Origin of the sequence: Pseudomonas sp. SK, assembly GCF_012975065.1 — a bacterium.
In the GTDB taxonomy this organism is placed as follows: domain Bacteria; phylum Pseudomonadota; class Gammaproteobacteria; order Pseudomonadales; family Pseudomonadaceae; genus Aquipseudomonas; species Aquipseudomonas anuradhapurensis.
The window spans coordinates 1,297,154-1,320,804 of record NZ_CP051857.1 but is presented as its reverse complement, the minus strand read 5'-3'; the positions used below and the strand labels follow the sequence as shown (position 1 = coordinate 1,320,804).

The following is a 23,651-nucleotide window of genomic DNA, read 5'->3' as shown; positions in this document are numbered from 1 at the left end:
ATTCTACCTGCTTTAGCCGTTATTGGGGCCGCCATGTAGGCGCGGCCCCAGCGACGGCTATACCCGCCCCAGCGCCACCGCATGATGGCGCAGGTGCTCCTCGATGAAGCTGGCAATGAAGTAGTAGCTATGGTCATAACCCGGCTGCAGGCGCAGGGTCAGTTCATGCCTGCCTTTGCGTGCCGCCTGCTCCAGTGCCTCGGGCTTGAGCTGCTTGTCGAGGAAGTCGTCCCGGTCACCCTGGTCGACCAGCAGCGGCGGGCACTCGCCCGCCGGGGTCTCGGCCAGCAGCACGCTGGCGTCCCATTCGCGCCAGCGCGCGCGGTCTTCACCCAGGTAACGGCTGAAGGCTTTCTCGCCCCATGGGCAATCCATCGGGTTGCTGATTGGCGAGAACGCCGACACCGAGCGGTACCGCCCCGGGTTGCGCAAGGCGCACACCAGCGCGCCATGCCCGCCCATGGAATGGCCGCTGATGCTGCGCTCGGCCGATGCCGGGAAGTGCGCCTCGATCAGTGCCGGCAGTTCCTCTACCACGTAGTCGTGCATGCGGTAGTGCTGCGCCCAGGGTTGCTGGGTGGCATTGAGGTAGAAGCCGGCCCCCAGGCCGAAATCCCAGGCACCATCAGGATCGCCCGGCACCTGCTCGCCACGCGGGCTGGTATCCGGCGCGACGATGATCAACCCCAGCTCGGCGGCCAGGCGCTGGGCGCCGGCCTTCTGCATGAAGTTCTCGTCGGTGCAGGTGAGGCCGCTGAGCCAATACAGCACCGGCAGCTTCTCGCCCTGCTCGGCCTGCGGTGGCAGGTACACGGCGAACACCATGTCACAGCCCAGCACCCTGGAGTGATGCCGGTAACGCTTGTGCCAGCCGCCGAAGCTCTTCTGGCAGGAGATGTTATCCAGGCTCATGGCGCACCTCAGAAGTGGATCACGCTGCGGATGCTCTTGCCTTCGTGCATCAGGTCGAAGGCCTTGTTGATGTCTTCCAGGCCCATGGTGTGGGTGATGAAGGTGTCCAGCGGGATCTCGCCCTTCTCGGACATCTCCACGTAGCTTGGCAGTTCGCTGCGGCCACGTACGCCACCGAACGCCGAACCGCGCCAGACGCGACCGGTGACCAGCTGGAACGGACGGGTGGCGATTTCCTGGCCGGCACCGGCCACACCGATGATCACCGACTCGCCCCAACCCTTGTGGCAGCATTCCAGCGCCGCACGCATGAGCTGCACGTTGCCGATGCACTCGAAGGAGAAGTCCACGCCGCCGTCGGTGAGGTCGACAATCACTTCCTGGATCGGGCGGTCGTAGTCTTTCGGGTTGATGCAGTCGGTGGCCCCCAGCTGGCGGGCGATCTCGAACTTGGCCGGGTTGATGTCGATGGCGATGATCCGCGAGGCCTTGGCCTTCACCGCACCGATCACGGCCGACAGGCCGATACCGCCCAGGCCGAAGATGGCCACGGTGTCACCCGGCTTGACCTTGGCGGTATTGAGCACCGCGCCGATACCGGTGGTGACGCCGCAACCAAGCAGGCAGACCTTTTCCAGTGGCGCTTCTTTCTGGATCTTGGCCACGGAAATTTCCGGCAGCACGGTGTACTCGGAGAAGGTCGAGGTACCCATGTAGTGGAACAGCTGCTGGCCTTTGTAGGAGAAGCGCGTGGTGCCATCCGGCATCAGGCCCTTGCCCTGGGTGGCGCGAATGGCCTGGCACAGGTTGGTCTTGCCCGAGAGGCAGAATTTGCACTTGCCGCATTCCGGGGTGTACAGCGGGATGACGTGGTCACCAACGGCGACCGAAGTCACGCCTTCGCCTACCGCCTCGACGATCGCGCCACCTTCGTGGCCCAGGATCGACGGGAAGATACCCTCTGGGTCAGCGCCGGACAGGGTGTAGGCATCGGTGTGGCAGACACCGCTGGCGACTACCCGCAGCAGCACTTCGCCGGCCTTGGGCATGGCCACGTCGACTTCGACGATTTCCAGGGGTTTCTTGGCTTCGAAGGCTACGGCAGCACGGGACTTGATCATCAAAGGTCTCCAGACAGAGGGTCGATTCAGTCTGGCAGTGTAATTCACAGCCATTTGAGGAATAATCCGGGTCAAGAAAAAACATTATTGCCGTACAGGGATAATCCATGAGCAGCCGCTGGGAAGGCATCGACGAATTCGTCGCCGTGGCAGAAACCGGCCAGTTCACTGCGGCCGCCGAACGCCTGGGGGTTTCTTCGTCGCATGTCAGCCGGCAGATTGCCCGGCTGGAAGAACGCCTGCAGACCCGCTTGCTGTACCGCAGTACCCGGCGGGTGACCCTGAGCGAAGCCGGGCAGACCTTCCTGCAGCACTGCCAGCGCCTGCAGGATGGCCGCGAGGAAGCCCTGCGCGCCATGGGTGACCTGGCCAGCGAGCCCAAGGGCTTGTTGCGCATGACCTGCGCGGTGGCCTATGGCGAGCGCTTCATCGTGCCGCTGGTGACCCGGTTCATGGCGCAGTACCCGCAATTGCGGGTGGACGTGGAACTGAGCAACCACACCCTCGACCTGGTCCACGAAGGCATGGACCTGGCCATCCGCCTGGGCCGGCTGGCCGACTCACGGCTGGTGGCCACCCGCCTGGCGCCACGGCGCATGTACCTGTGCGCCTCGCCGGCCTACCTGGAACGTTATGGGCGGCCGCACAGCCTGTCGGAGCTGGCACGGCACAACTGCCTGGTGGGCAGTTCGGACCTGTGGGCGCTGCAGCAGGATGGCCGCGAAATCAGCCAGCGGGTGCAGGGCAACTGGCGCTGCAACAGCGGGCAGGCCGTGCTGGATGCGGCGTTGCAGGGCATGGGCTTGTGCCAGCTGCCGGATTACTACGTGCTGGAGCACCTGAACAGTGGTGCCCTGGTGTCATTGCTGGAAGCGCACCAGCCGCCGAACACGGCAGTATGGGCGCTGTATCCGCAGCAGCGGCACCTGTCGCCGAAGGTGCGGCGGTTGGTGGACTACCTGAAGGAAGGGTTGGCGGGGTTGCCGGAGTATCGTCTCGGCTGAAGGAATGCGCTGCCTGTACTGGCCACTTCGCGGGCTTGCCCGCTGCCACAGGTACTGCGCATACCTTCAGGCTGGCGCTGTACCTGTGGGAGCGGGCAAGCCCGCGAAGAGGCCGGTGCTGGATTAAAGCTTCAGCGCCGCCCGGCCCAGCGCTGGCGCAACCACTCGAGGTCTTCCGGGCGGGTCACCTTGATGTTGTCACTGCGCCCTTCCACCAGCCTTGGCGCCTGGCCGGACCATTCGATGGCCGAGGCCTCGTCGGTCACCAGCACATCCGACACCAGGCACTCGGCCAGCGCCCGGTGCAGCGCGCCCAGGCGGAACATCTGTGGCGTGTAGGCCTGCCAGATGGTGCTGCGGTCAACCGTGGCGCTGACCCGCCCGTTGGCATCGGCCCGCTTGAGGGTATCGCGCGCCGGCACCGCCAGCAGCCCCCCCACCGGGTCGTCCGCCAGCTCCGCCAGCAGCTTGTCCAGGTCACTGCGCGCCAGGTTTGGCCGAGCGGCATCGTGCACCAGCACCCAGTCGCTGTCCGCAGCCCCTTCGGCATGCAGCATCAGCAAGGCATTGAGTACCGAGTCGGCACGCTCACGGCCACCCGCCGCGCGACGGATACGCGGGTCGCTGGCGCAGCGCAGGGTCGGCCAGTAGGGGTCGTGTTCGGCAATACTGACCACCACGCCGGTGAGCGTCGGGTGGCCAAGAAAACAGTCGAGGCTGTGCTCGAGGATGGTCTGCCCGGCCAGCTCCAGATACTGCTTGGGGCGGTCGGCAGCCATGCGGGCACCGACGCCCGCAGCAGGAATAACGGCCCAGAAGGCCGGTAACGTATCGATCATTTCTGTGGCAACTGGAAGAGGGTTTCGCCCTCTTTGACCATTCCCAATTCGTGGCGAGCCCGTTCTTCAACGGTCTCCATGCCTTTTTTCAGCTCCAGCACTTCGGCGTCGAGCACGCGGTTTCGCTCAAGCAGGCGCTCGTTCTCGGCATGCTGCTCGGCGATCTGCTGCTTCAGCTCGGTCACTTGCGCCAGGCTGCCATTACCCACCCACAGGCGGTACTGCAGACCACCCAGCAGCAGGAGCAGGACAAGAAACAACCAATAAGGACTGCGCATCTAGGTATCCAGGTTAAAAAAGACCGTCGCAGAATGTTCAACTCGGGGTCTCGAATAGCACGAAGCCTGGCCGAGGCCAGGCTTCGTCGACAGAAACCCGTTGGAACGTAGGAATTTCACTATGAAAGCCCCTACAACTCCGGCTGCTGTCTTTTTACCATCTCTTGCTTAGCCGCGAAACTCGGCACGACCACGGTAAACCGCCTTGGCACCCAGTTGCTCTTCGATACGCAGCAGCTGGTTGTACTTGGAAACGCGGTCGGAACGGCACAGCGAGCCGGTCTTGATCTGGCCAGCAGCAGTACCTACCGCCAGGTCGGCGATGGTCGAGTCTTCGGTTTCACCGGAACGGTGCGAAATCACCGCGGTGTAGCCAGCAGCCTTGGCCATCTGGATGGCTTCCAGGGTTTCGGTCAGCGAGCCGATCTGGTTGAACTTGATCAGGATCGAGTTACCGATGCCCTTCTCGATGCCTTCCTTGAGGATCTTGGTGTTGGTCACGAACAGGTCGTCGCCCACCAGCTGCACCTTGGCGCCGATCTTGTCGGTGAGGATCTTCCAGCCAGCCCAGTCGGACTCGTCCAGGCCGTCTTCGATCGAGATGATCGGGAAGCGCTCGGTCAGGCCTTTCAGGTACTCGGCGAAGCCTTCGGCGTCGAACGACTTGCCTTCACCGGACAGGTTGTACTTGCCGTCTTCGTAGAATTCCGAAGCCGCGCAGTCCAGGGCCAGGGTCACGTCGGTGCCAAGCTTGTAGCCGGCTTTCTCGACCGCTTCGGCGATGGCGCCCAGGGCGTCTTCGTTGGAAGCCAGGTTAGGGGCGAAACCACCTTCGTCACCCACGGCGGTGTTCAGGCCACGGGCCTTCAGCACGGCTTTGAGGTGGTGGAAGATTTCCGTACCCATGCGCAGGCCGTCGGAGAAGGTCTTGGCGCCAACCGGCTGCACCATGAACTCCTGGATGTCGACGTTGTTGTCGGCGTGCTCGCCGCCGTTGATGATGTTCATCATCGGTACCGGCATCGAGTACTGGCCTGGGGTGCCGTTCAGGTTGGCGATGTGCGCGTACAGCGGCAGGTCCAGGTCCTGGGCAGCAGCCTTGGCGGCAGCCAGGGAAACGGCCAGGATGGCGTTGGCGCCCAGCTTGGCCTTGTTCTCGGTACCGTCCAGTTCGATCATGGCGCGGTCCAGGGCCTTCTGGTCGGCAGGGTCCTTGCCCAGCAGCAGGTCACGGATCGGGCCGTTGATGTTGGCGACGGCCTTCAGCACGCCCTTGCCCAGGTAACGGCTCTTGTCGCCATCACGCAGCTCCAGCGCTTCGCGCGAGCCAGTGGAAGCACCGGACGGCGCGCAAGCGCTACCGATGATGCCGTTGTCGAGCAGTACATCGGCTTCTACGGTGGGGTTGCCACGCGAATCGAGAACTTCACGACCTTTGATGTCGACGATTTTTGCCATTGTTGTAAGCACTCCAGAATTGACGAAAACAACTTAGCTTGGGAAATCTTGCCGTTCACCGGGCGGACTTGCAGTGGGCAGGCCCCGTGAAGGGAACCCCTGACCGAGTGGTCAGGGGTGGATCGGACGGTACTTTACCCGAGAATCGAGCTTTACGCGGTTTCTACCGTCGGAAAACTTTTCACCAGGTCATCCAGTTGCTTGAGCTGGGCCAGGAACGGCTCCAGTTTGTCCAGGCGCAGGGCGCAAGGACCATCGCACTTGGCGTTGTCCGGATCCGGGTGGGCTTCGAGGAACAGGCCGGCCAGGCCCTGGCTCATGCCGGCCTTGGCCAGGTCGGTGACCTGGGCGCGACGGCCACCGGCGGAGTCGGCACGACCACCGGGCATCTGCAGGGCGTGGGTCACATCGAAGAACACCGGGTACTCGAACTGCTTCATGATGCCGAAGCCGAGCATGTCCACCACCAGGTTGTTGTAGCCGAAGCTCGAACCACGCTCGCAGAGGATTAGCTGGTCGTTACCGGCTTCTTCGCACTTGGTCAGGATGTGTTTCATTTCCTGGGGTGCGAGGAACTGCGCCTTCTTGATGTTGATGACCGCGCCGGTGCGGGCCATGGCCACAACCAGGTCGGTCTGCCGCGACAGGAAGGCCGGCAGCTGGATGATGTCGCACACCTTGGCCACCGGCTCGGCCTGGTAGGGCTCGTGCACGTCGGTGATGACCGGCACGTTGAAGGTGCGCTTGATCTCTTCGAAGATCTTCAAGCCTTCTTCCATGCCCGGGCCGCGGTAGGAGGTTACCGACGAACGGTTGGCCTTGTCGAAGCTGGCCTTGAACACGTAGGGGATACCGAGCTTCTCGGTAACCCGCACGTACTCTTCGCAGACCTTCATTGCCAGGTCACGGGACTCCAGGACGTTCATGCCGCCGAACAGGACGAACGGCTTGTCGTTGGCGATCTCGATGTTACCGACGCGAATGATCTTCTGGGTCATTGATCAGGCCTTGTTCTTCTGAGCCAGGGCTGCCTTGACGAAACCGCTGAACAGCGGGTGGCCGTCACGCGGGGTCGAGGTGAATTCCGGGTGGAACTGGCAGGCGACGAACCATGGGTGATCCTTGGACTCGACCACTTCCACCAGCGCACCGTCTTCGGAACGGCCGGACACCACCAGGCCGGCATCGACCAGTTGCGGCAGCAGGTTGTTGTTCACTTCGTAGCGGTGACGGTGACGCTCGGTGATCACGTCCTTGCCGTAGCAATCGTGCACCTTGGAACCGGCAACCAGCTGGCAGTCCTGTGCGCCCAGGCGCATGGTGCCGCCCAGGTCGGAGGCTTCGCTGCGGGTCTCGACGGCACCGGTGGCGTCGGCCCACTCGGTGATCAGGCCGACCACCGGGTGGCCGCTGTTGCGGTCGAACTCGGTGGAGTTGGCGTCTTTCCAGCCCATCACGTTGCGGGCGAATTCGATCACGGCGACCTGCATGCCCAGGCAGATACCCAGGTACGGCACCTTGTTCTCACGGGCGTACTGCACCGCGGTGATCTTGCCTTCCACGCCGCGCAGGCCGAAGCCGCCCGGCACAAGGATGGCATCGGCACCCTCGAGCAGGCTGGTGCCCTGGTTCTCGATGTCTTCCGAGTCGATGTAGCGCAGGTTGACCTTGGTGCGGTTGGTGATGCCGGCGTGGCTCATCGCTTCGATCAGCGACTTGTAGGCATCCAGCAGCTCCATGTACTTGCCGACCATGGCGATGGTCACTTCGTGCTCGGGGTTGAGCTTGGCATCGACCACCTTGTCCCACTCGGACAGGTCGGCGCCGTTGCACTGCAGGCCGAAGCGCTCGACGACGAAGTCGTCCAGGCCCTGTGCATGCAGTACGCCCGGGATCTTGTAGATGGTGTCGACGTCTTCCAGCGAAATCACCGCACGCTCTTCAACGTTGGTGAACAGCGCGATCTTGCGACGCGACGAGGCATCGACCGGGTGGTCGGAACGGCAGATCAGCACGTCAGGCTGCAGGCCGATGGAGCGCAGCTCCTTGACCGAGTGCTGGGTCGGCTTGGTCTTGGTCTCGCCAGCGGTGGCGATGTACGGGACCAGGGTCAGGTGCATCAGCATGGCGCGCTTGGAGCCCACTTCGACGCGCAGCTGGCGGATGGCCTCGAGGAACGGTTGCGACTCGATGTCGCCCACGGTACCGCCGATCTCCACCAGGGCCACGTCGGCATCGCCGGCGCCCTTGATGATGCGACGCTTGATTTCGTCGGTGATGTGCGGGATGACCTGGATGGTCGCGCCCAGGTAGTCACCACGACGTTCCTTGCGCAGCACGTGCTCGTAGATGCGGCCGGTGGTGAAGTTGTTGTTCTGGGTCATGGTGGTGCGGATGAACCGCTCGTAGTGGCCCAGGTCGAGGTCGGTTTCGGCGCCATCGTGGGTGACGAACACTTCACCATGCTGGAACGGGCTCATGGTGCCCGGATCGACGTTGATGTACGGATCCAGCTTGAGCATGGTGACCTTCAGGCCCCGCGCTTCCAGGATGGCCGCCAGGGAAGCCGAGGCAATGCCTTTCCCCAATGAAGAAACAACACCGCCCGTGACGAATATGTAGCGCGTCATGAAAAACCCTAGAAGTCTGCGTTAAGGCGGCCAGCGCCGCCGGAGAAAGCGAAGGAAGGCCGAAGCCCCCGATCACCTGCGTCAATCACAGTGCATCTCGAAAAACTGCCGCGTCTGTACAGACCAGGGGTATCCCCGGCATGGAGCTCGCTCGTCATTTTCAGAATCAGCCCAGCAAAAAACTGCTTGGTAATCGGCAACTCCTGTGTTTTCGCGGAACCCACAGAAGCTGTATCAAGAAGGGAGGGTAGTCTACCCGAATGTACCCTTCAGCTCAAACCTTGCGCGTTCGTCGGCAACTGCCAATCCAGCTGGCAATCCGCCTGTACCAGCCCGGGCAGGTTGGCCAGCGCCAACAGGCGCTCGCCGTGGTACAGCAATGGCAGCCGCGGGCGCAGGAAGTGCGGCACCTGCAGCTCGTTGAGCAAGCGCTTGAGCTCGCGTCGGCCGCGGCCGGGGATATCCAGCACTTCGCCGCCCTGGCGGTAGGCAATGCGCAAGCCCGTCGCCGGTGCTGCGCCAAGCAGCCGCACACTGCCGTTACCGGGTAGCCGCAGGGGCTCGCTGGGGGCGGGCCACGTCGCCCCTGCGCCAGGCAGTCGCAGCCAGTCGCCGCTCAACCACCAGATGCGCCCATGGCTGCGCAGCAGTTGTCCATCGGCCAGCCGCCACACCGGTTGGGCATCGGCGGCGGCATCGCGCAGGTCGGCCCAACCGGCCCAGTGTCGGCTGTCGGGCAAACGGGTACGCCGGCTCAGCCAGTACTGCAAGGCATTGCGTTGGCGGGCTGGCGACAGCGCAACCAGGGCGGCCAGGTCGAGGGAGTCGAGCCCGGGCCAGGCCAGCGGTGCGCCCTCCTGCGCAAGCGCCAGGTCGCCCTGAGCCAGCTCGTCCAGCAGGCCCAGCGCTTCGCCCAGGTGCTCGGCGGCGCGGGCGAGGTTCTGGCTGGCCTGCGGCCAGCGTTGCTGCAAGTGCGGGAACACCTGGCCGCGCAGGTAGTTACGGGCAAATCGCGTATCGGCGTTGGAGGGGTCTTCGATCCAGGCCAGCTGATGGGCCTGGGCGTAATCGTGCAACTGTTGCCGGGAGTGCCCGAGCAAAGGCCTGGCCAGGCTGCCCTGCCCTAGTCCGCGCTGCCCCGGCATCGCCGCCAGGCCACGCAGGCCGGCACCGCGCAACAGGCGGAACAGCAAGGTTTCCGCCTGGTCGTCGCGGTGCTGGCCGGTGAACAGGATGTCGCCTGGGCCGAGGGCTTGCCTGAAGGCGGCATAGCGGGCGTCGCGGGCGGCCTGTTCGAGGCTGGCGCCGGGGGGGACCTGGACATGGATGACCTGGAGTTCGATACCCAGGCTGTCGCAGACGGTTTGGCAGTGGGCGGGCCAGGCGTCGGCGGCGGGCTGCAGGCCATGGTGGACGTGGATGGCGCGCAATGGAGGGGATGCGTGATTGCGGGCGTGGTCGGCCAGCAGGTGCAGGAGGACGGTGGAGTCGAGGCCGCCGGAGAAGGCGATGTACCAGGTTGGGGCGTTGAGCCAGGGGGTGAGGTTGATCATTGGGGCCTCACATGGCTTGGGAAAACCGAGAACCCTGTGGGAGCGGGTTTACCCGCGAACACCGGCGCAGCCGGTGCCAAGCACCGCGTCGCCTTCTTCGCGGGTGAACCCGCTCCCACAAGGGCCGCAGAGCGGCCCCGGGGATCTATCAGACGCCGTAGCTCATCAGGCGCTCGTAACGACGGGCCAGCAGCGCGTCGTGGTCGAGCTTGCCGAGCATGTCCAGCTGCTGCACCAGGTCGGCACGGATGCTTTCCGACATCTTGGCCGGGTCACGGTGGGCGCCGCCCAGCGGCTCCTGGATGACCTTGTCGACGATGTTCAGGCTCTTCAGGCGCTCGGCGGTAATGCCCATGGCCTCGGCCGCGTCAGCTGCCTTGTCGGCGGTCTTCCACAGGATCGAGGCACAGCCTTCCGGCGAAATCACCGAGTAGGTGGAGTACTGCAGCATGTTCAGCTGGTCGCACACGCCGATGGCCAGCGCACCGCCGGAACCACCCTCACCGATCACGGTGGCGATGATTGGCGTCTTCAGGCGTGCCATCACGCGCAGGTTCCAGGCGATGGCCTCGCTCTGGTTGCGCTCCTCGGCATCGATGCCCGGGTAGGCGCCCGGGGTGTCGATGAAGGTCAGGATCGGCATCTTGAAGCGCTCGGCCATTTCCATCAGGCGGCAGGCCTTGCGATAGCCTTCAGGGCGTGGCATGCCGAAGTTGCGGCGCACCTTCTCGCGGACTTCACGGCCTTTCTGGTGACCGATGACCATGACCGGCTTGCCGTCCAGGCGGGCGGTACCACCAACGATGGCGGCGTCGTCGGAGAAGTGGCGGTCGCCGTGCAGTTCTTCGAACTCGGTGAAGATGTGCTCCAGGTAGTCCAGGGTGTAAGGACGACGTGGATGACGGGCCAGGCGGGCGATCTGCCAGCTGGTCAGGTTGCCGAAGATGCTTTCGGTCAGGGTGTTGCTCTTGTCTTGCAGACGGGCAATTTCATCGCTGATGTTCAGCGAGTTGTCGTTGCCTACCAGGCGCAGGCCTTCGATCTTGGCTTGCAGGTCGGCAATCGGCTGTTCGAAATCGAGAAAATTCGGGTTCATAGTCATCCGTCTTGGGTCTACGGCCAGGCGGCCGGCCGGTTGATCCGTTTGGCGCCCTACCTTAAGGGATCAGGCGCATTCAGGTCGAGATTAAATTTTTTGTCGGTTCAACGATATTGCAGGAAGACGTTCTCACGTCCGAACTGGTCACGCAGCGCCTGAATCAGCCCATCGGCCGGGTCGATCGCCCACTGCTCGCCGAACTGCAGCATGGCCTTGGCGTCGCTGCCGGTGTATTCCAGGGTGATCGGGCACGCGCCGCGATGACGGGTAATCAGCTCGCCCAGCCATTTCAGCCGGTCGCCCTTGAGCGCTTCGTGCGCCACCTTCAGGCGCAGGCTCTCGGCCAGCTTGGTGCGCGCATCCTCCATGGTCATCACCTGCTTCACCCGCAGGCGCAGGCCACCGGAAAAGTCGTCGTTGCTGACCTCGCCTTCGACCACCACCATGGCGTCGGTCTGCAGCAAGGACTGTGCCGCCATGAAGGCATCGGCAAACAGCGATGCCTCGATGCGGCCGGAGCGGTCATCCAGGGTGACGAAGCCCATCTTGTCGCCTTTCTTGTTCTTCATCACCCGCAGGGCGATGATCATGCCGGCGATGGTCTGGGTGTCGCGCGACGGCTTGAGGTCGATGATGCGCTGGCGGGCGAAGCGGCGGATCTCGGCCTCGTACTCGTCGATCGGGTGGCCGGTGAGGTACAGGCCAAGGGTGTCCTTCTCGCCCTTCAGGCGTTCCTTGAGGGTCAGCTCGCGCACCTTGCGGTGGTTGGCGTAGACGTCGGCGTCAGCGGCGTCGAACATGCCGCCGAACAGGTCGACGTGGCCACTATCCGCCGTATGGGCAGCCTGCTCGGCGGCCTTGATGGCCTCGCCCAGCGCCGAGAGCAAGGTGGCACGGTTGATGTCGATGTGGGCGTGGTAGGCCTTGATCTCGTCATGGAAGTGCGGCCCGAGGCGGTCCAGCGCGCCACTGCGGATCAGCGCATCGAGGGTGCGCTTGTTGACCCGCTTGAGGTCGATACGCTGGCAGAAATCGAACAGGTCCTTGAACGGGCCGCCCTGCGCACGCGCCTCGACGATCGCCTCCACCGGGCCCTCGCCCACGCCCTTGATGGCACCCAGGCCATAGACGATGCGCCCGTCATCGTTGACGGTGAACTTGAAGTCGGAGAAGTTCACGTCCGGGGCGTCGAGGCGCAGCTTCATGCTGCGCACTTCTTCTACCAGCACCACCACCTTGTCGGTGTTGTGCATATCCGCCGACAGCACCGCCGCCATGAACGGCGCCGGGTAGTGGGTCTTCAGCCAGGCGGTCTGGTAGGACACCAGGCCATAGGCGGCGGAGTGGGATTTGTTGAAGCCGTAACCGGCAAATTTCTCTACCAGGTCGAAGATGTTACCGGCAAGGTCCGCATCGATATTGTTGTTGGCACAACCTTCGATGAAGCCGCCGCGCTGCTTGGCCATTTCCTCGGGCTTTTTCTTACCCATGGCCCGGCGCAGCATGTCGGCGCCGCCAAGGGTGTAGCCGGCCATTACCTGGGCGATCTGCATCACCTGTTCCTGGTACAGGATGATGCCGTAGGTTGGCGCCAGTACCGGCTGCAGGCCTTCGTACTGGTAGTCCGGGTGCGGATAGGCCAGCTCGGCGCGGCCGTGCTTGCGGTTGATGAAGTCGTCCACCATGCCCGACTGCAGCGGGCCGGGACGGAACAGTGCCACCAGTGCGATGAGGTCTTCCAGGCAGTCGGGCTTGAGCTTCTTGATCAGCTCCTTCATGCCACGCGATTCAAGCTGGAACACCGCCGTGGTTTCGGCTTTCTGCAACAGCTCGTAGGTCTTGCGGTCGTCCAGCGGGATGAAGTCGATGTTGACCTCGGGCAGGTTCTTCTTGGCCTGCTCGCGGTTGATGATCTCCATGGCCCACTTGATGATGGTCAAGGTACGCAGGCCGAGGAAGTCGAACTTCACCAGGCCCGCGGCCTCGACGTCGTCCTTGTCGAACTGGGTTACCAGGCCGCCGCCCTCTTCGTCACAGGCAATCGGCGAGAAGTCGGTGAGCTTGGTCGGCGCGATCACCACGCCACCGGCGTGCTTGCCGGTGCCCCGCGTCACACCCTCGAGTTTCAGGGCCATGTCCCAGATCTCGCGGGCGTCTTCGTCGCCCTTGAGGAAGTCGCGCAGGATTTCTTCCTGCTCGTAGGCCTTTTCCAGGGTCATGCCGACTTCGAACGGGATCATCTTCGACAGCCGGTCGGCCAGCCCGTACGACTTGCCTTGCACCCGCGCCACGTCGCGCACCACCGCCTTGGCGGCCATGGTGCCGAAGGTGATGATCTGGCTGACCGCGTTGCGTCCATAGGTTTCGGCCACGTAGTCGATCACCCGGTCGCGGCCATCCATGCAGAAGTCGACGTCGAAGTCGGGCATGGAAATACGTTCAGGGTTGAGGAAGCGCTCGAACAGCAGGTCGTAGGCCAGCGGGTCGAGGTCGGTAATCTTCAGCACGTAGGCCACCAGCGAGCCGGCACCCGAACCACGGCCCGGGCCGACCGGCACGCCATTGTTCTTGGCCCACTTGATGAAGTCCATCACGATCAGGAAGTAACCGGGGAAACCCATCTGGATGATGATGTCCAGCTCGAACTTCAGGCGGTCCAGATAGACCTGGCGCTTTTCTTCGTAGTTGGGCGTGGTTTCCTTCGGCCACAGTACCGCCAGGCGCTCTTCCAGGCCTTCGTGGGAGACGTGACGCAGGTAGTCGTCGATACCCATGCCATTGGGCGTGGGGAAGTCGGGCAGGAAGTACTTGCCCAGCTGTACCTGGATATTGCAGCGCTTGGCGATCTCGACGGTGTTGGCGATGGCGTCGGGCAGGTCGCTGAACAGCTCGGCCATTTCCTCGGCCGATTTCAGGTACTGCTGGTCGCTGTACATCCTTGGGCGGCGTGGGTCGTCGAGGGTCCAGCCCTCGCCGATGCATACCCGCGTTTCATGGGCGTCGAAGTCCGACTGCTTGATGAAGCGCACGTCGTTGGTTGCCACCAGCGGGGCCCCGAACTTGTCGGCCAGGGCCACGGCGGCATGCACGTACTCTTCGTCGCGGGCGCGGTTGGTGCGCTGCACTTCAACGTAGAAGCGCTCGGGGAACATGCCCATCCAGCCCTGCAGCAGGGCCTCGGCTTCTTCGTCCCTGCCCGCCAGCAGGGCCATGCCGATGTCGCCTTCCTTGCCTGCGGACAGGGCGATCAGGCCCTCGCTGGCCGGGGCGATCCAGTCACGCTGGAGGACTACCAGACCATTGCGCTGGCCGTCGGTCCAGCCGCGCGAAATGAGTTCGGTGAGGTTGCGATAGCCCTTGGGGTTCATGGCCAGGAAGCAGATACGCGACAGCGGTGCTTCCGGGTCGTCCCCGGCCAGCCACAAGTCGGCGCCGCAGATCGGCTTGATGCCGGCGCCCATGGCGGTCTTGTAGAACTTCACCAGCGAGCACATGTTGCTCTGGTCGGTGATTGCCACCGCCGGCATGTTCATCCCGGCCAGTGCCTTGGCCAGCGGCTTGATCCGCACCAGGCCGTCGACCAGCGAGAATTCGGAGTGGACGCGCAGGTGAACGAAGGGAACCGACATGGAAGATCCTGTAGCAGTGCTGAACGACAAGGGCGGGATTGTAGCGTAAATGAGCCGAGATTTTCGGTTGCTTTGCAGCCTATCGCGACACAAGGCGCTGCAGCGCTGGCGTTGTATCTGTGGGAGCGGATATACCTGCGGAGCAGGCTACGCGGTGGCTGGCACCGGCTGTGCCGGTGATCGCGGCTGAAGCCGCTCCTACAGGTACAGCGCCGACTGTAGGAGCGGATTTATCCGCGAAGCAGGCTACGCGGTGGCTGGCACCGGCTGTGCCGGTGATCGCGGCTGAAGCCGCTCCTACAGGTACAGCGCCGACTGTAGGAGCGGATTTATCCGCGAAGCAGGCTACGCGGTGGCTGGCACCGGCTGTGCCGGTGATCGCGGCTGAAGCCGCTCCTACAGGTACAGCGCCAACTGTGGGAGCGGATTTATCCGCGAAGCAGGCTACGCGGTGGCTGGCACCGGCTGTGCCGGTGATCGCGGCTGAAACCGCTCCTACAGGTACAGCGCCGACTGTAGGAGCGGATTTATCCGCGAAGCAGGCTACACGGTGGCTGGCATCGGCTGTGCCGGTGATCACGGCTGAAGCCGATCCGGCGAGCCAGCGCACTACTTCTGGCAGCAACCTTGGGCCACAAAGCGGGCCCCGGGGTCAGATCAGCGAAGCCGTGACGCCTTCGCGCGCATCCCAGGCCGCCCGCACCGGGGCAAAGGAACGCCGGTGAATCGGCGTAGGCCCCAGCCGCGCCAGGGCCTCGAGGTGCACCGGTGTCGGATAGCCCTTGTGCCCGCCAATGCCATAACCCGGATAGATCAGCTCGAATGCGCTCATTTCGCGGTCGCGGGTGACCTTGGCCAGGATCGAGGCTGCAGCGATGGCGGGCACCTTGGCATCACCCTGTACGACCGGCGCCGAGGGCACCGCCAGTTTCGGGCAGCGATTGCCATCGATAAGCGCTAGTTTCGGCGTCACGTGCAACCCTTCGACCGCGCGCTGCATGGCCAGCATGGTGGCGTGGAGGATGTTGAGCCGGTCGATTTCCTCGACCTCGGCGCGGGCGATGCAGAAGCTCAAGGCCTTTTCGCAGATCTCATCGAACAGCGCCTCGCGCCTGGCTTCGGTGAGTTTCTTCGAATCGTTCAGGCCGAGGATCGGGCGCGCCGGGTCGAGGATCACCGCCGCCGTCACCACCGCGCCGCACAGCGGGCCACGGCCCACCTCGTCGACGCCGGCGACAAGGTCTTCGACCAGGTTGAAGTCCAGTCCAATCTGCATGTCAACGATCCTTGAGCAGAGCCAGTACCGCCTCGGCCGCCTGGTTGGAGGCGTCGCGGCGCAAGGTGCGGTGAATTTCGTCGAAGCGCTCGGTCTGCTGGCTGCCATCGGCTACCAGTGGCGCCAGGGTATTGGCCAGCGCTTCGCTGGTGGCGTCGTCCTGCAACAGCTCGGGCACCAGCGCACGCTGGGCGAGCAGGTTTGGCAGCGACACATAAGGGCTTTTTACCAGACGCTTGAGGATCCAGTAGGTCAACGGCGCCAGGCGGTAGGCCACCACCATCGGGCGCTTGTACAACAACGCTTCGAGTGTAGCGGTACCCGAGGCGATCAGCACGGCGTCGCAGGCGGCCAGGGCCTGGTGCGACTGGCCATCGAGCAGGGTCAACGGTAGCTGGCGCCCCTCAAGCATCTGCTCGATCTGGGCGCGTCGTGCGGCATTGGCACAGGGCAACACGAAGCGCACGCCCGGAACCTGCTGGCACAGCCGTTCGGCCGCATCGAGGAACAATGCCCCCAGGCGCCCGACTTCGCCGCCGCGGCTGCCAGGCATCAGCGCCACTACCGGCCCCTCGCCCAGGCCCAGTTCGGCGCGCGCCGCCGGGCGGTCGGCCGCGAGCGGGATGGTGTCGGCCAAGGGGTGGCCAACGAAGCGCACCGGCACCCCCTTTTCCTCATAGAAGCGCGCCTCGAACGGCAACAGCGTAAGCATCAGGTCGCAGCCTTGGCGAATCTTCAGCACACGCTTTTGCCGCCAGGCCCACACCGAAGGGCTGACGTAATGCACGGTCTTGATACCGGCCTGGCGCAGTTTCAGCTCGATGTTGAGGGTGAAGTCGGGGGCATCGATGCCGATGAACACATCGGGCCTTTCGCCAATCAGGGTCTCGATCAGCAGCTTGCGACGCTTGAGCAGCTCACGCAGGCGCCCCAGCACTTCGACCAGGCCCATGACCGCCAGGCGCTCCATGGGGAAATAGGATTGCAGCCCTTCGGCCTCCATCAGCGGGCCGCCAACGCCGATGAACCGCACGTCAGGGTGGCGTGCCTTGAGGGCACGCATCAAGCCTGAACCAAGGATGTCGCCGCTGGCCTCACCTGCGACCAAGGCTACGCAAAGCTGGGCCATGTCAGCGGGTGATGCCGCGGGCAGAGGTCACGATCGACTGACGGAACAGCTCGACCTCAGGGTGCTGGGCAGCCAGTTCGTGCAGTTCCTTGAGCGCGTCTTCGACGGTCAGGCCCTGGCGATAGACGATCTTGTAGCAACGGCGCAGCACATGGATCACCTCGTCGCTGAAACCGCGCCGGCGCATGCCCTCGAAGTTCATGCTGCGCGCTTCCGCCGGGCTGCCGAACACGGTGACGAAGGCCGGTACATCCTTGCCGATCGCCGTGCCCATGCCGGAAAACGCGTGGGCGCCGATATGGCAGTACTGGTGCACCAGGGTGTAGCCGGACAGAATCGCCCAGTCGCCCACGTGCACATGGCCGGCCAGCGCCGTGTTGTTGACCAGGATGCAATGGTTGCCGATGACGCTGTCGTGGCCGATGTGGGCATAGGCCATGATCAGGTTGTGGTCACCCACGGTGGTTTCCGCGCGGTCCTGGATGGTGCCGCGGTGGATGGTCACCCCTTCGCGGATGACGTTGTGGTCACCGATCACCAGGCGCGTCGGCTCACCCTTGTACTTGAGGTCGGGTGTGTCTTCGCCGATCGAGGAAAACTGAAAGATACGGTTGTGCTTGCCGATGCGGGTCGGCCCTTTGAGCACAACATGCGGGCCGATAACGGTGCCCTCCCCGATTTCCACATCGGGGCCAACGATCGACCAGGGGCCGACCTCGACGCCATCGGCCAGCTTGGCCGAGGGATCGATAATGGCCCGAGGATCAATCGAATTCATAGGGAGCGTTCCGCGCAGGTGATCTCGGCCGAGCAAACCGGCTTGCCGTCGACCAGCGCACGGCACTCGAACTTCCAGATCATGCTCTTGCGGCTGAGGAACTTCGCCTCCAGCACAAGCTGGTCACCCGGCAGTACCGGCTGACGGAAACGCAGTTTGTCGGAACCGACGAAGTAGTACAGGGTACCGTCGGCAGGCTTGGCATCCAGCATCTTGAAGCCGAGGATGCCGGCCGCCTGGGCCATGGCTTCGATGATCAGGACGCCCGGCATGATCGGGTGCGCCGGGAAATGGCCATTGAAGAACGGCTCGTTGATGCTGACATTCTTGTAGGCACGAATGCTCTGGGCCTCGTAGTCCAGATCCGTCACGCGGTCCACCAGCAGGAACGGGTAACGGTGAGGCAGGTATTCGCGAATCTCGTTGATGTCCATCATTTCGGGGGGGAAGCCTGTAATAAGAATAGGGAGCGCAGGTGCTGACCACACGCTCCTTTTGCAATCCAAAGAGGAGCCAGCTAGCGACTGTTCACTCTTGCTCAGGGAATGGTATCAGCCTTCTGATGTCGGCTGGCCACCTGAGGTCACGGTATCGACGCGTTTTTCCAGCTGCTGGAGACGCTTGGCCATGTCGTCCAGGTGGCGGATACGCGCGGCGCTCTTGCGCCATTCAGCCAATGGCTGCATGGCAGTGCCGGAAGAATAGGCACCCGGTTCGGTGATTGAACGGGTCACCATGGTCATTCCAGACACGAAAACGTTATCACAGACATCGATATGCCCCACCATGCCGACACCGCCGGCAATGGTGCAATGCTTGCCGATGCGGGTACTGCCGGAAATGCCGACGCAGGCGGCCATGGCCGTATGCTCACCGATCTGCACGTTGTGGGCGATCTGGATCTGGTTGTCGAGCTTGACCCCGTCAGCGATGCGCGTGTCCGACAACGCACCACGGTCGACCGCAGTGTTGACGCCGATTTCCACGTCGTCACCGATGGTCACGCCGCCAATCTGGGCGATCTTGCGCCACACGCCCTTCTCGTTGGCGAAGCCGAAGCCTTCGCCGCCGATCACCGCACCCGACTGGATGACCACGCGCTTGCCGATGGTCACGTCATGGTACAAGGTGACCCGTGGCGCCAGCCATCCACCTTCGCCGATGACGCAACGGGCACCGACCACGCAGTGTGCACCCACGCTGACATTGGCGCCGATGCGCGCGCCGCTCTCGATGACCGCGAACGGCCCGATGCTGGCGCTGGCATCCACCTGCGCGTCCTCAGCCACCACGGCGCTGGGATGAATACCCGCCACAGCCTTGGGTTTGGGGTCGAACAGGTGGGAAATGCGCGCGTAGGCGAGGTACGGATCGGCGACGATCAGTGCATTGCCGGCAAAGCCTTCGGCATCCGCCGCCTTGAGCAGCACCGCGGCCGCCTGGCTGTCGTCCAGGTATTTGCGGTACTGCGGGTTGGCGAGGAAGCTCAACTGACCGGGGCCAGCCTCCTGCAAGGTGGCCAGCCCGGTAATCTGCAGCGCCTCGGGCCCCTTGAGGGTAGCGCCGAGGGCCTCGGCCAGCTGGCCTAGCGTCATGGTCACGGTCATATCAACGGGCTTGGTTCATGCGCTCGATGACCTGGCGGGTGATGTCGTACTGAGGTTTGACATCGATGACCGCACCACGCTCGAGGACCAGGTCGTAACCACCTTTCTTGATCACTTCCTCGACAGCGCCATCCAGCTTCGGCTTCAGCTGCTTGAGCATGTCGCGGTCGGCAACGGCCTTGGCTTCGTTCAGTTCCTTGGACTGGAACTGGAAGTCACGGGCCTTCTGCTTGAATTCGAGCTCCAGGCGCTCACGCTCCTGCTGCTGCATCTTGTCGCCACCTTTGATCAGGCGGTCCTGGATGCCCTTGGCGCTGCTTTCCAGGCTTTTCAGCTTGGTCAGTTGCGGGCCGAACTTCTTCTCGGCATCCACCGCGTACTTCTTGGCGGCGTCCGATTCCAGCAGGGCCATCTGATAGTTCAGGACGGCAACCTTCATTTCGGCGAAAGCCGGGGTGGCGACCAGCGCCGCGGCCACTACGGCCAGTTGAGTCAACTTACGCACGATGCACTCCTGGATAAACCGTTGTCATTAAGCGAGGGCCGACCTCAGAAGGTCTGGCCCAGAGAGAATTGGAACACCTGCGTGTCGGCATCGTCCGGCTTCTTGACCGGCATCGCCAGGCTGAAGCTCAACGGGCCCAGTGCAGTAATCCAGGTCACGCCCAGGCCGACCGAACTGGCCATGCCCGAGAACCCGACCTTCTCGCAATCAGGCTGGTTGCCGCAATTGGTGTCGAACACGTTACCCACGTCCCAGAACACGGAGGTGCGCAGCGAACGCTGGTCCTTGACGAACGGCAGCGGGAACAGCAGCTCGACACCGCCTTGCACCAGCACGTTACCACCGAACGGCAACGGATCCTGGTCCGGGTCGGCGATGGTACCAGGCTTGCCACCGTTGGCCTCGCCACGGCTTGGTGTACTGCGCGGGCCCAGGCTGCTGTCCTTGAAGCCACGCACGGAGTTGAAGCCACCGGCGAAGTAGTTCTCGTAGAACGGCAGGCCCGAGGTGCTGCCATAACCGTCACCATAGCCCAGCTCGGTGTGCAGGCGCAGGGTGTAGTCGTTGGTGATCGGCTTGAACAGCTGGCCACGGTAGTCAAGCTTGAAGAACGACAGGTCGCTGCCCGGAATGGTGGATTCCAGAGTCAGGCTCTGCGAGTGACCACGGGTTGCCAGCACGCCTTTGTTCAGGGTCGATTCCGACCAGCCGATCGAGGCCTTGAAGTTGAGGAAGTTGTCGCCCTCCTCTTCGAGGAAGTCGAAGATCTCGTCGACGGTGTACTTGCCGGTCTTGATCTTGTCCTGCTGCACGCTCAGGCCATAGGTCAGGCGCGAGGTTTCGCTGATCGGGTAGCCCAGGCTGACGCCGGCACCGTAGCTGTCCACCGCATAGCTGGCCACGTCGACGTCGAGGTCATCGTAGTCGGTGCTGCGGTAGAAGGCGTTGTAGCCCAGGCTCACGCCATCGGCAGTGAAGTAGGGGTCGACGAAGCCGAAGTTGTAGCGGGTCTGGTATTCCGAACGGGTCAGGCCGATCGACACCTTGTTACCGGTACCGAGGAAGTTGCTCTGGCTGATCGAACCACCGAGGATCAGGCCGGCGCTCTGGGCGAAACCGACGCTGGCGGTGATCGAGCCGGAAGCCTGCTCTTCCACGCTGTAGTTGACGTCGACCTGGTCATCGGTGCCCGGCACCGGCGGCGTCTCGACGTTGACTTCCTTGAAGAAGCCCAGGCGCTCCAGGCGGGTCTTGGACTGGTCGATCAGGTAGGTCGAGGCCCAGCCACCTTCCATCTGGCGCATTTCGCGGCGCAGCACTTCGTCTTCGGTCTTGGTGTTGCCGCGATAGTTGATGCGGTTGACGTAGGCACGCTTGCCCGGGTCGACCACGAACATGATGTCGACGGTGTGGTCTTCATCGTTCGGCTTCGGCACGCCGTTGACGTTGGCGAAGGTATAGCCTTCGTTACCCAGGCGACGGGTAATCAGGTCGGAAGTGGTGGTCATCACCTTGCGCGAGAATACCTGGCCTGGCTGCACCAGCAGCAGCGACTTGACCTGGTCTTCCGGCACCTTCAGGTCACCCGACAGCTTCACGTCGCGGACGGTGTACTTCTCGCCCTCGTTGATGTTGACGGTGATGTAGACGTGCTTCTTGTCCGGCGTGATGGACACCTGGGTGGAGGCGATGTCCATGTTGATGTAGCCGCGGTCCAGGTAGTAGGAACGCAGGCGCTCCAGGTCACCGGAGAGTTTTTCGCGGGCATACTTGTCGTCGTTCTTGAAGAACGACAGCCAGTTGGTGGTCTTCAGCTCGAACAGCTGTGCCAGGGTCTCGTCGTCGAACACGTTGTTGCCAACGATGTTGATGTGCTGGATGGCAGCGACGGTACCTTCGTTGATCTTGATCTTCAGCGCCACACGGTTGCGCGGCTGCGGCACCACCTCGGCGTCGACTTCGGCCGAGTAGCGGCCCTGCGCCACGTACTGACGCTGCAGCTCGTTCCGCACGCCTTCGAGGGTGGCGCGCTGGAAGATCTCGCCTTCGGCCAGGCCGGACTGCTTCAGGCCCTTCATCAGGTCGTCGGTGCTGATCGCCTTGTTGCCTTCGATCTCGATGCTCGATACCGATGGGCGCTCAACCACGTTGATGATCAGGACATTGCCATCGCGGTTCAGCTGGATGTCCTGGAAGAAGCCGGTCTTGAACAGGGAACGGGTCGATTCCACCAGGCGGCGGTCATCGGCCTGGTCACCGACGTTCAGCGGCAGCGCACCGAACACACTGCCGGCGGAAACCCGCTGCAGGCCGTTGACCCGGATATCGGAGATGGTGAAGGACTCGGCGTGAACTTCAGCGATCATCAGTGCGGACATGACCGCAGTTAGCAGCAGACGTTTCATGAAGTCCTTTTATTCCAACTGGCAATAAACAACCCGCCGCGACAAAACGGCGGGTTCGCAATTGAGCGAAGCTTTATAGTCGACCCAGATCGTTGATCAGGGCGAGCAACATCACCCCTATGACCAAACTGATACCGATCTGGACCCCCCAACCTTGCACCCGATCCGACAGCGGACGACCGCGCGCCCACTCGACCAGGTAAAACAGCAAATGCCCCCCATCCAGAACCGGGATGGGCAGCAGGTTAAGAACCCCCAGGCTTATGCTCAGGTAGGCCAGGAAATTCAGGAAATCCCCCACGCCGGACTGGGCTGAAGCGCCCGCCACTTTAGCAATGGTTATCGGTCCACTCAAGTTTTTTACCGAGAGCTCCCCGAACAGCATTTTCTTCAGCGATTCAAGGGTCAGGACGCTCATGTTCCAGGTCCGCGACAAGCCCTCACCCACCGCGTCCAGCGGGCCGTAGCTGACTTCGCGGAGCATGTTGGCAGGCCACTCGCCAGCTTTTACCCCGGCACCAAGATAGCCGCCAGCAGCCTTGCCCTCGCCCTTGCGCGCCAGGGTCACCGGCAGCTCCAGGGCAGCGCCGTCACGCTCGACACGCACCACGACCTTGGCTTGCGGGCGGGCGCGCACGGCATCGACCACCTGCTGCCACTCGTTCACGGCCATACCGTCGAGGGCCAGCAGCTTGTCACCGGCTTTCAGGCCGGCAGCGGCAGCCGGCCCCTTCGGATCGATTTCGGCCAGCACCGGCACGATCGCCGGGCGCCAGGGCTGCAGGCCGAGGGACTGGATCGGGTCCGGTTCGTCGGCCCCCTTGAGCCAGCTGTCCAGTTTCACCTGCAGCTGGCGCTCGGCAGTAGCGCCCTCGTCGCGTACGCCCACCTGCAGGGTGCCGCTCTCGCCCAGGCGCCGGACCAGCTGCAGGTTGACCGCCGACCAGCCATTGGTCGGCTTGCCATCGATGGAGACGATTTCCTGACCTGCGGTCAGGCCTGCCGATGCTGCCAGGCTGCCCGCTTCGACGGCGCCGATCACCGGACGGACCTGCTGGGTACCCAGCATCGCCAGCACCCAGAAGAACAGGATGGCCAGCAGGAAGTTGGCCACCGGGCCGGCTGCGACGATGGCGATGCGCTGGCGCACGGACTTGCGGTTGAACGCCTGGTCGAGCAGCGCCGGCGGCACCTCGCCCTCGCGTTCGTCGAGCATCTTGACGTAGCCACCCAGCGGAATCGCCGCGACCACGAACTCGGTGCCATGGCGATCATGCCAGCGCAGCAACGGCGTGCCGAAGCCCACCGAGAAGCGCAGCACCTTGACCCCGCAGCGACGTGCCACCCAGAAGTGGCCGAATTCATGGAAGGTGACCAGCACCCCCAAGGCCACGAGGGTGCCGATAATCATGTAGAGCGCTGTCATAT

The 23,651-nt window shown here is 63.5% G+C and carries 19 protein-coding genes; 1 reads left to right on the top strand and 18 read right to left on the bottom strand.

What is annotated here, in order from left to right:
* Nucleotides 1–57 precede the first annotated feature (57 nt).
* Both fghA and HG549_RS06025 read right to left on the bottom strand, forming a co-directional pair.
* Nucleotides 58–912: an S-formylglutathione hydrolase gene (gene fghA, locus HG549_RS06030; RefSeq protein ID WP_170028665.1), complete on the bottom strand. Its 855-nt coding sequence runs from the start codon at nucleotides 910–912 to the stop codon at nucleotides 58–60.
* A gap of 8 nt (nucleotides 913–920) precedes the next feature.
* Nucleotides 921–2,033 (bottom strand): S-(hydroxymethyl)glutathione dehydrogenase/class III alcohol dehydrogenase, encoded by a 1,113-nt coding sequence (locus HG549_RS06025; protein ID WP_016712915.1) that lies wholly within the window; start codon nucleotides 2,031–2,033, stop codon nucleotides 921–923.
* 107 nt (nucleotides 2,034–2,140) lie between these two features.
* Between HG549_RS06025 and HG549_RS06020 the strand changes: the two genes are divergently transcribed.
* Nucleotides 2,141–3,037 (top strand): LysR substrate-binding domain-containing protein, encoded by an 897-nt coding sequence (locus HG549_RS06020; RefSeq protein ID WP_170028664.1) that lies wholly within the window; start codon nucleotides 2,141–2,143, stop codon nucleotides 3,035–3,037.
* Nucleotides 3,038–3,168: 131 nt separating this feature from the next.
* Here the strand turns inward: HG549_RS06020 and ispD are convergent, their stop codons facing one another.
* The 16 genes from ispD to rseP all read right to left on the bottom strand — a co-directional run bounded on the left by ispD (nucleotide 3,169) and on the right by rseP (nucleotide 23,649).
* Nucleotides 3,169–3,876 (bottom strand): 2-C-methyl-D-erythritol 4-phosphate cytidylyltransferase, encoded by a 708-nt coding sequence (ispD, locus tag HG549_RS06015; RefSeq protein ID WP_170028663.1) that lies wholly within the window; start codon nucleotides 3,874–3,876, stop codon nucleotides 3,169–3,171.
* Nucleotides 3,873–4,154: a cell division protein FtsB gene (gene ftsB, locus HG549_RS06010; protein WP_004375443.1), complete on the bottom strand. Its 282-nt coding sequence runs from the start codon at nucleotides 4,152–4,154 to the stop codon at nucleotides 3,873–3,875. Before ftsB ends, ispD begins: the two co-directional genes overlap by 4 nt.
* Before the next feature lie 168 nt (nucleotides 4,155–4,322).
* Entirely contained in the window at nucleotides 4,323–5,612 is a 1,290-nt protein-coding gene (gene eno / locus HG549_RS06005) for a phosphopyruvate hydratase (RefSeq protein ID WP_170028662.1), read from the bottom strand.
* Nucleotides 5,613–5,764: 152 nt separating this feature from the next.
* Nucleotides 5,765–6,610: a 3-deoxy-8-phosphooctulonate synthase gene (kdsA, locus tag HG549_RS06000; RefSeq protein WP_170028661.1), complete on the bottom strand. Its 846-nt coding sequence runs from the start codon at nucleotides 6,608–6,610 to the stop codon at nucleotides 5,765–5,767.
* A gap of 3 nt (nucleotides 6,611–6,613) precedes the next feature.
* A complete protein-coding gene (locus HG549_RS05995) occupies nucleotides 6,614–8,242 on the bottom strand; it encodes a CTP synthase (RefSeq protein ID WP_170028660.1) in 1,629 nt (542 codons plus the stop codon).
* A gap of 269 nt (nucleotides 8,243–8,511) precedes the next feature.
* Nucleotides 8,512–9,795 carry a tRNA lysidine(34) synthetase TilS gene (gene tilS / locus HG549_RS05990; RefSeq protein WP_170028659.1) on the bottom strand — a complete coding sequence of 428 codons (1,284 nt, stop codon included), beginning with the start codon at nucleotides 9,793–9,795 and terminating at the stop codon, nucleotides 8,512–8,514.
* A gap of 148 nt (nucleotides 9,796–9,943) precedes the next feature.
* The gene (locus HG549_RS05985; protein WP_170028658.1) at nucleotides 9,944–10,891 is read right to left on the bottom strand and encodes an acetyl-CoA carboxylase carboxyl transferase subunit alpha; all 948 of its coding nucleotides are present in this window, start codon (nucleotides 10,889–10,891) and stop codon (nucleotides 9,944–9,946) included.
* 107 nt (nucleotides 10,892–10,998) lie between these two features.
* Nucleotides 10,999–14,523 (bottom strand): DNA polymerase III subunit alpha, encoded by a 3,525-nt coding sequence (gene dnaE, locus HG549_RS05980; RefSeq protein ID WP_170028657.1) that lies wholly within the window; start codon nucleotides 14,521–14,523, stop codon nucleotides 10,999–11,001.
* 652 nt (nucleotides 14,524–15,175) lie between these two features.
* Nucleotides 15,176–15,799: a ribonuclease HII gene (gene rnhB, locus HG549_RS05975; protein WP_170028656.1), complete on the bottom strand. Its 624-nt coding sequence runs from the start codon at nucleotides 15,797–15,799 to the stop codon at nucleotides 15,176–15,178.
* Nucleotide 15,800: 1 nt separating this feature from the next.
* Nucleotides 15,801–16,928: a lipid-A-disaccharide synthase gene (gene lpxB / locus HG549_RS05970; protein ID WP_170028655.1), complete on the bottom strand. Its 1,128-nt coding sequence runs from the start codon at nucleotides 16,926–16,928 to the stop codon at nucleotides 15,801–15,803.
* Between the two features lies 1 nt (nucleotide 16,929).
* Entirely contained in the window at nucleotides 16,930–17,706 is a 777-nt protein-coding gene (lpxA, locus tag HG549_RS05965; RefSeq protein WP_170028654.1) for an acyl-ACP--UDP-N-acetylglucosamine O-acyltransferase, read from the bottom strand.
* Complete coding sequence (gene fabZ, locus HG549_RS05960) at nucleotides 17,703–18,143, bottom strand: 3-hydroxyacyl-ACP dehydratase FabZ (protein ID WP_028634990.1); 441 nt, start codon at nucleotides 18,141–18,143, stop codon at nucleotides 17,703–17,705. The genes lpxA and fabZ overlap by 4 nt, the downstream gene beginning before the upstream one ends.
* 114 nt (nucleotides 18,144–18,257) lie before the next feature.
* On the bottom strand, nucleotides 18,258–19,313 hold the full coding sequence (lpxD, locus tag HG549_RS05955; RefSeq protein WP_170028653.1) for a UDP-3-O-(3-hydroxymyristoyl)glucosamine N-acyltransferase: 1,056 nt from the start codon (nucleotides 19,311–19,313) through the stop codon (nucleotides 18,258–18,260).
* A gap of 1 nt (nucleotide 19,314) precedes the next feature.
* Nucleotides 19,315–19,818, bottom strand: a complete 504-nt coding sequence (locus HG549_RS05950; protein ID WP_015269197.1) for an OmpH family outer membrane protein — start codon at nucleotides 19,816–19,818, stop codon at nucleotides 19,315–19,317.
* Between the two features lie 44 nt (nucleotides 19,819–19,862).
* Nucleotides 19,863–22,223 (bottom strand): outer membrane protein assembly factor BamA, encoded by a 2,361-nt coding sequence (bamA, locus tag HG549_RS05945; RefSeq protein WP_170028652.1) that lies wholly within the window; start codon nucleotides 22,221–22,223, stop codon nucleotides 19,863–19,865.
* 73 nt (nucleotides 22,224–22,296) lie between these two features.
* Complete coding sequence (gene rseP / locus HG549_RS05940) at nucleotides 22,297–23,649, bottom strand: RIP metalloprotease RseP (RefSeq protein WP_170028651.1); 1,353 nt, start codon at nucleotides 23,647–23,649, stop codon at nucleotides 22,297–22,299.
* Between the last annotated feature and the right edge of the window lie 2 nt (nucleotides 23,650–23,651).

What these genes read in the sequence shown, in the direction of transcription:
- fghA (WP_170028665.1), bottom strand. Translation starts at nt 912, where the DNA reads ATGAGCCTGGATAACATCTCCTGCCAGAAGAGCTTCGGCGGCTGGCAC.
- HG549_RS06025 (WP_016712915.1), bottom strand. Translation starts at nt 2,033, where the DNA reads ATGATCAAGTCCCGTGCTGCCGTAGCCTTCGAAGCCAAGAAACCCCTG.
- HG549_RS06020 (WP_170028664.1), top strand. Translation starts at nt 2,141, where the DNA reads ATGAGCAGCCGCTGGGAAGGCATCGACGAATTCGTCGCCGTGGCAGAA.
- ispD (WP_170028663.1), bottom strand. Translation starts at nt 3,876, where the DNA reads ATGATCGATACGTTACCGGCCTTCTGGGCCGTTATTCCTGCTGCGGGC.
- ftsB (WP_004375443.1), bottom strand. Translation starts at nt 4,154, where the DNA reads ATGCGCAGTCCTTATTGGTTGTTTCTTGTCCTGCTCCTGCTGCTGGGT.
- eno (WP_170028662.1), bottom strand. Translation starts at nt 5,612, where the DNA reads ATGGCAAAAATCGTCGACATCAAAGGTCGTGAAGTTCTCGATTCGCGT.
- kdsA (WP_170028661.1), bottom strand. Translation starts at nt 6,610, where the DNA reads ATGACCCAGAAGATCATTCGCGTCGGTAACATCGAGATCGCCAACGAC.
- HG549_RS05995 (WP_170028660.1), bottom strand. Translation starts at nt 8,242, where the DNA reads ATGACGCGCTACATATTCGTCACGGGCGGTGTTGTTTCTTCATTGGGG.
- tilS (WP_170028659.1), bottom strand. Translation starts at nt 9,795, where the DNA reads ATGATCAACCTCACCCCCTGGCTCAACGCCCCAACCTGGTACATCGCC.
- HG549_RS05985 (WP_170028658.1), bottom strand. Translation starts at nt 10,891, where the DNA reads ATGAACCCGAATTTTCTCGATTTCGAACAGCCGATTGCCGACCTGCAA.
- dnaE (WP_170028657.1), bottom strand. Translation starts at nt 14,523, where the DNA reads ATGTCGGTTCCCTTCGTTCACCTGCGCGTCCACTCCGAATTCTCGCTG.
- rnhB (WP_170028656.1), bottom strand. Translation starts at nt 15,799, where the DNA reads ATGCAGATTGGACTGGACTTCAACCTGGTCGAAGACCTTGTCGCCGGC.
- lpxB (WP_170028655.1), bottom strand. Translation starts at nt 16,928, where the DNA reads ATGGCCCAGCTTTGCGTAGCCTTGGTCGCAGGTGAGGCCAGCGGCGAC.
- lpxA (WP_170028654.1), bottom strand. Translation starts at nt 17,706, where the DNA reads ATGAATTCGATTGATCCTCGGGCCATTATCGATCCCTCGGCCAAGCTG.
- fabZ (WP_028634990.1), bottom strand. Translation starts at nt 18,143, where the DNA reads ATGATGGACATCAACGAGATTCGCGAATACCTGCCTCACCGTTACCCG.
- lpxD (WP_170028653.1), bottom strand. Translation starts at nt 19,313, where the DNA reads ATGACCGTGACCATGACGCTAGGCCAGCTGGCCGAGGCCCTCGGCGCT.
- bamA (WP_170028652.1), bottom strand. Translation starts at nt 22,223, where the DNA reads ATGAAACGTCTGCTGCTAACTGCGGTCATGTCCGCACTGATGATCGCT.
- rseP (WP_170028651.1), bottom strand. Translation starts at nt 23,649, where the DNA reads ATGACAGCGCTCTACATGATTATCGGCACCCTCGTGGCCTTGGGGGTG.